This window comes from Laedolimicola ammoniilytica (assembly GCF_025567165.1).
Lineage (GTDB): Bacteria > Bacillota > Clostridia > Lachnospirales > Lachnospiraceae > Laedolimicola > Laedolimicola ammoniilytica.
On sequence record NZ_JAOQKC010000024.1, the window covers coordinates 48,397 to 54,726 of the forward strand.

Below are 6,330 nucleotides of genomic sequence, written 5' to 3' on the forward strand. Positions count from 1 at the left end.
CAGACCCTTTGCACTTTGCACTTTCGCACTTTCACGATAATTTGCGTCAATAACTCAAAAAAGCACTTGACAAAACGCTTCATGGGGAACCCGTGAGGATATTGCACCTTACGTTGATCCTGTATTTCAGAACAATGTGATTCTGACGAAAACGGAGAGCCTGACCATGAACAGCCGCCCCAAGGACCCCAAGACTGCCAGAAACAAAAATGTACTGGTGATTGGCGGCTCCGGTTCCGGTAAGACCCGATTCTGGCTGAAACCCAACCTGATGCAGATGCACAGCTCCTATGTTGTGACGGACCCGAAAGGAACAATTCTGGTGGAGTGCGGAAAAATGCTCCAAAGGGGTGCGCCCAAGCTGGGGAAGGACGGAAAGCCCATGAAGGATAAGCACGGCAAGGTCATTTATGAGCCGTACCGAATCAAGGTCCTAAATACCATCAACTTCAAGAAGTCCATGCACTATAACCCCTTTGCATACATCCACTCGGAAAAGGATATTTTGAAGCTGGTGACAACGCTGATTGCCAATACCAAAGGCGAGGGAAAGGCCGGAGATGATTTCTGGGTCAAGGCGGAAACATTGCTGTATTGCGCGTTGATCGGATATATCCACTATGAAGCTCCGGTGGAGGAGCAAAACTTCTCCACCCTCATCGAGTTCATCAACGCCATGGAAGTCCGGGAGGATGACGAGGAGTTCAAAAATCCCGTAGACCTGATGTTTGATGCACTGGAATCGGAAAAGCCAAACCACTTCGCAGTGCGGCAGTATAAGAAATATAAGCTGGCAGCCGGTGTTGTATGCTCTAAAAGACTTCTTAATCAAGCGGTTGGGAAGTCTCTTAGAACACACAACCTAAAACCGAAGAAAGGAGCGCAAGTTATGAGAAAAAATGAGAAAATCACAGCTCTGTACGAACGACTGAGCCGTGATGACTTTGGCAAAGATGATGACCAACAGCGTGAGAGCAATTCCATATCCAATCAAAAGGCAATGTTGGAGGAGTTCGCCGCACGGCAGGGCTTTACAAACATTGTCCATTTCACGGACGATGGCATTAGTGGTACTTGCTTTGACCGTCCCGGATTTTTAGCAATGATGAAAGAAGTGGAAGCCGGGAATGTGGAGTATTTGTGCATCAAGGACATGAGCCGCATGGGTCGTGACTATCTGAAAGTCGGTCAGATTATGGAAATCCTGCGTCAGCGTGGCGTTCGCCTTATCGCCATCAATGACGGCGTGGACAGTGCCAGAGGGGACGATGATTTTACCCCTTTCCGCAACATTATGAACGAGTATTACGCCAGAGACACCAGCCGTAAAATCCGTTCCACTTTCCAGTCCAAAGGCAAGTCCGGCAAGCACCTCACAGGCACGGTCATTTACGGCTATCTTTGGAACGAAGCCAGAGACCAATGGTTGGTTGACCCCGAAGCCGCCGAGGTGGTCAAGCGCATCTTTGCCATGACGATTGACGGCTACGGTCCGTATCAGATCGCCAGCAAGCTGAAAGAAGAAAAAGTCCTCATTCCGTCCGCTTACCTTGCCCGGCACGGCGAGGGCGTGAACAAAAATAAGACCTTCAAAGATGTGTACGGCTGGGGTTCTTCCACCATCTGCAACATTCTTGAAAAGCGTGAATATCTGGGACACACCATCAACTTCAAGACCCGAAAGCACTTCAAGGACAAGAAAAGCCATTATGTCCCGGAGGACGAATGGACAATTTTCGAGAATACCCATGAAGCTATCATTGACCAGCAGACCTTTGACCTTGTGCAGAAAATCCGTGGGAATGTCAGACGCTACCCGGACGGCTGGGGCGAAGCAGCTCCCCTCACAGGCTTGCTTTATTGTGCCGATTGCGGCGGCAAGATGTATGTCCACCGTACCAACAACGGCAAGCGTATTTCTCAATATACCTGTTCCCAATACAGCAAAGTCCCAGTTGGAAAGCTCTGCACGACACAGCACCGTATCAATGAAGATGTGGTACTGTCCCTTGTTTCCGAAATGCTCAAAGCTATTGCCGAGTATGCGAAGCATGACAGAGCCGAGTTTGTCCGAGTGGTGCAGGAAGCGCAGTCCAGCCAGCAGACGGCAGAGGTCAAGAAACAGCGGATACGCCTTGCCACCGCAAAGCAGAGAGTTTCCGAGCTGGAAGTCCTGCTCTGCAAAATCTATGAGGACAACATTTTAGGAAAGCTGTCTGACAGCAGATATGCCACTCTGGACGCTCAATATGAAAAGGAGCAGACCGAGCTTACCGCTGAAATCTCTGTTCTGGAAAAGGCTATCAAGAGCTACGAGAAGCACGAAAAGGACGCTGACCGTTTTATCGCTCTGATTGACAAGTATGAGAACTTCGACAAGCTGACGATTGCCATGCTCAATGAGTTTATTGAGAAAATCCTTGTGCATGAGCGTGACCGCAAGGGCAGTATTCAGACCACACAGGAGGTCGAGATTTACTTCAATTTCGTGGGTCGTTTCGTTCCCCCTGCGTTTGGCGAAGTGGAGCTTACCCCGGAGGAATTAGAGGAAATCCGCAAGCGTGAGGAACGCAAGGACAGGCTCCACCAGAACTACTTGAAGCGGAAAGCCAGCGGAGCACAGAAGCGATACGAGGACAAAATCAAAAAGCGGAAAAAGGCAGAAATCGAAGCCAAGAAAGCCGCCATTCGTGCGGAGGACATTGCAAAGGGCGTGTTCGTCCCTGTCAGCAGTTTACCGCAGAGAGAGCCGATGAAAGGAGTACAAACAGCATGAATATCACTTACACACAGAACGGCGATTATCTTATCCCAAACATCATTATCCGCAAGACCAAGCCCCTCGGACACTACGGCAGACTTCGCAAGGCGTATCTGGAAATGCACCGTCCGATACTGTTCAATGAGCTGGTGCTATCCGACAAGCTCTTTGAGCATTGCGCCGAGATTGACGAAACAGCACGAAACCGCATGGAGCTGATCGTGCGGTCACTGGCAGAGCAAAACGGCGTGACCGAGCAACTGAAAGCCGAAAACCAAATGGAATGGGTGCGGCAGATGAACGCTTGCAAGGCACAGGCAGAGGAGATTGTGAAAGTGGAATTGATTTATGATTGAGCGAGGAAGTCCGGGCAGAAAACTGTTCGGACTTTTCTCATGTAGTCCAAAGTTGCGGTAGAATTGTTCACGAGTTTTATGGTACAATTTATGCGAATAAAGAAAACGGAAAATTAGAATCTAACAAGAGAATGTGGTTGTATGAAAAAATCCATATTAGTATTTTGGGCAATCGTGTGTCTGTTACCTATTCAAAGGAGGTTTAAGAATTTTAAATGAAACATATAAGAAATATATTGCTGTTGATTACGATTATTTTTGCTTTTGTTATGCAAGCTGAAGTATATCAAAATATGCTCTGGAACTTTAATGGTGCTTATTATTTATCGTCCAGATACACAACTACTAATGACGATATGGATTCATTTTTAGCCAATGCAGAAGATACAGCTGAGAAGCATGGTGTTCATATTTTTTCGACTTTTAATCAGAGAGTTTCTAATTATCAGACAAGACTTTATATTTATGGTGATGATACCGTTGTTCGGGATAGTCTTAAAAGCACAATGGATATTGAGGAAAAAACATATACGGCTTTGATAGGCGGAATCACCGTAATAGAATTTGAAGATTTTAGAGAAGCAAAAAACACAGGCAATGGACAGGAAATAATGGTCAGCTATATCGGTGACGATGATGACATTATTGCCACATATCAAGATTTGGCAAAAGAATATTCTATATCGCAGCCAGAGTTTTGGCAATCAACCGAAACTGATATGATGTTCATTGTTTGGGGCCTGGTTGCCATATTGATGATTGTACTTAATATGATTGAGGTGATACGCAGACAAAAGGAAGTAGTTGTACGAGCTTCTCTGGGCGAAAATGCTGCTGTGATTGCTCTAAAAGCTGTAGTGGCTGATATGATTTCATATGCTGCATTATTCGTCTTAGCAAAGTTGCTTGTTTCTCAATTTATATCGGGAGCGTATGAAGATCATCTCATTTTGGCAGTGTATTGTGCCGGAGCAGTTCTTTCCGTAATTCCTTATGCTGCTTTTGTCCGCTTTGATGTAAAAAAAGCCTTTGCCAATGCTTCAGATAAAAAAGGTATGTTTTATCTTCTGAACGGTCTTAAAGTATTTGCTACTGCTATGACGATTTTTACAATAACTACAAATCTCAGTAGCATTCAAGGTAATTTACTTACAAACACTACTCTTTTAGAAAATCATTATAATGATTACTATTTTGGAGTTATGCAGATTGAACCTCCTTTTGAAGAAAATGAGGAGGAATCCAAAGAGAGCGAATTTTGGAATGACCTTTACGAAAATGAATACAACACGATAAATCCGGTGGTCTGCATAGGCAGCCGGATAAGCGATACGGATAATTATATTTTTGTAAATCATAATGCCAGAGATATGCTGCAAGGGTTTTCTGATATGCTTACTGAAGATGATGAAAAAGAGGATATCGTGGTCTTCGTGCCAAAGGGAAAAAATGCGGAATCATACAAAGATATCGCAAAAGAGGAAATTGGCTCTCTTACCCAAAATGCAGAAGAACTGCGTGTTGTTTATAAAGAATATTCTGGCAGAGAACAATTTTATTATCTCAATTCGAACAGAGAAGAGGCTATTGACGGATTGTCAAGAGTAACAAATCCGATTGTGATTTATCAGGCAAATGAGGCTGTTGCTTTAAATGGAAGTTATATCGAAACAGGAACATATAATGGTGAGGTAATCTACGGATGCGATGAAAGCACAATTCGCAGTGTTGCGAAAAAATATTCAGAACAGCTTGGTTCACACTATTTTATGCTGACGAATGTCGGGGAGGATTACATTTATAGTCATAGTTTCCTCGTGAAACTGATTGGCTTTATAAGCTCTCTTTGCGTATTAGTATTGCTGTTAGATATCGCTATCATCATATCTGAAGTGAAAATGGAATTTAGACTTAATGCGATGGAAATCTCCCTCAAAAAGGTTTTGGGCTATCGCTTTTATGAAAGGCACAAAAGATTTATTTCCGTTAATCTCTTAGAAAATATAGCCGTTGTGATATTGATTTGCATTGTTTCGCTTTTTATATCTAACGCAAGTGTCGGGATTGCTTTACTGGTTGGAGCATTGCTCACCATTATTGAAATGGCAATCATTTTCACAAATGTTATGTGGGTTGAAAAAACAAATATCTCAAAGTCCTTGAAAGGTGGATGTTTATGATTATAATTCGTGGCTTAAATAAAGCATTTGGAGAGAAAATAATTTTCTCCAACTTTAATTTGGAAATTCCGGATGGAAGTTTTGTAGTAATCAGCGGGGATAGCGGCAGTGGAAAAAGCACTTTGCTCAATATGATTGGTGGTATCGAAAAGCCGGATAGCGGCAGTATCATAATCGAAGGGCTGAATATTACCCGGCTTAAAAATAAAAACAGTTTTTTTGCGGATACAGTGGGGTTTCTTTTTCAGAATTTTGCACTGCTTGAAAATAAGACAGTTAAAGAAAATTTAAGTTTGATTAAAAAATCAAGCCGAACTAAAGTATCACTTAAAGAAGCTCTTAATCGTGTGGGGTTATCAAAGGAAGTTAACAAAAAAGTTTATCAGCTTTCCGGTGGTGAACAACAGAGAGTTGCTTTAGCTCGTCTTATGATGAAAAAATGTTCTGTTGTTTTGGCAGATGAACCTACTGGCTCACTTGACAAGAAAAATAGAGATATTGTTATGAGGTTATTGCACGAACTCAATGAAGAAGGTAAAACGGTTATCATTGTTACCCACGATCAGGGTATTATTGAAGATGAACCTTATGTTGTGAAAATCTGAGAGTACCTCTTAGAAATGTCTTGATCTACATTTTATGTAATTTGGGTCAGAAGAAAATCCCTTTAGGAACTAAAGGGCGCACTTCTATACTCTCCTATCGGGAGTATGTGCGTCCTGCGGAGCTTCATTCCCGGTCAGCAGAGAAAAACTGCTTGACCGAAAATGTTTCGTCACTTCGTTCCGTCAAGGGAGCTACACTCCCTTGCGACGCTTGTGCGTCTATCCCTTGTGGACTTGCCGTCCGCAAACAGCATGAAATGCTGTTCGCCGCCAGCAAGTTTGGAAAAATAAATACCGAAAATCAGACCGTTGACTGGTCGCAATGTGCGAAAAGTTGACGGTCTTTTTTTACTTTATAGGAAAGACCGCCTCCGGCGCTCTCTTGAACGAAAAAGGCCCGCGCGGAGGCGGGCATGAAAACGGGACGG

General features: G+C 43.6%; 3 protein-coding genes and 1 pseudogene. All 4 read left to right on the top strand.

Annotated elements, in window-relative coordinates; all coding sequences use genetic code 11:
* Nucleotides 1–73 precede the first annotated feature (73 nt).
* Nucleotides 74–2,776: pseudogene (locus tag OCV63_RS14505) on the top strand (DUF4368 domain-containing protein); the annotation flags it as partial.
* Entirely contained in the window at nt 2,773–3,117 is a 345-nt protein-coding gene (locus OCV63_RS14510) for a TnpV protein (RefSeq protein ID WP_002593326.1), read from the top strand. The pseudogene OCV63_RS14505 and the gene OCV63_RS14510, both read left to right, overlap by 4 nt.
* Before the next feature lie 215 nt (nt 3,118–3,332).
* Nucleotides 3,333–5,297: a bacteriocin-associated integral membrane family protein gene (locus OCV63_RS14515; protein WP_158365026.1), complete on the top strand. Its 1,965-nt coding sequence runs from the start codon at nt 3,333–3,335 to the stop codon at nt 5,295–5,297.
* Nucleotides 5,294–5,902 carry an ATP-binding cassette domain-containing protein gene (locus tag OCV63_RS14520; protein WP_002593328.1) on the top strand — a complete coding sequence of 203 codons (609 nt, stop codon included), beginning with the start codon at nt 5,294–5,296 and terminating at the stop codon, nt 5,900–5,902. The genes OCV63_RS14515 and OCV63_RS14520 overlap by 4 nt, the downstream gene beginning before the upstream one ends.
* The last annotated feature ends 428 nt before the right edge of the window (nt 5,903–6,330 follow it).